Annotated in this window: 1 protein-coding gene; it reads right to left on the reverse strand. The window is 55.7% G+C overall.

Going from position 1 to position 287, the window contains the following annotated elements:
* Positions 1–193, reverse strand: a 193-nt coding sequence (locus PZH32_RS14010) for a DNA/RNA non-specific endonuclease (protein WP_275208882.1), incomplete at its 3' end; no start/stop codon positions are given.
* Positions 194–287 lie beyond the last annotated feature (94 nt).

Here is a 287-nt window from a genome sequence, read left to right on the forward strand (position 1 = left end):
GTTCTTTATTGACAAAGATGGGCGTTACGCGCATGAGAACGTGATTGCCCGTAGCGTCGACGTAGTCGTCTACGTCGTTCTCGAAGGGCAGCATGCCGTCGATGTTCAGGTAACGAGTGCCGGTGATAAGGTTGCAGACATTGGCGTTCTCGCCCGTCAGCTGATATCCCAGCAAGTGGCAGCGGTTGAACAGGTATTTTCAGTCCACGAAGTCGTACTTCGCCAGTTGCCAGCCAGAGGGCTTGACGCTTCCGATGGAGCCTCGCTTCTCCGTGGGCTGTGTCTCG

The organism is Adlercreutzia equolifaciens, assembly GCF_029076695.1.
Classification (GTDB): domain Bacteria; phylum Actinomycetota; class Coriobacteriia; order Coriobacteriales; family Eggerthellaceae; genus Adlercreutzia; species Adlercreutzia equolifaciens_A.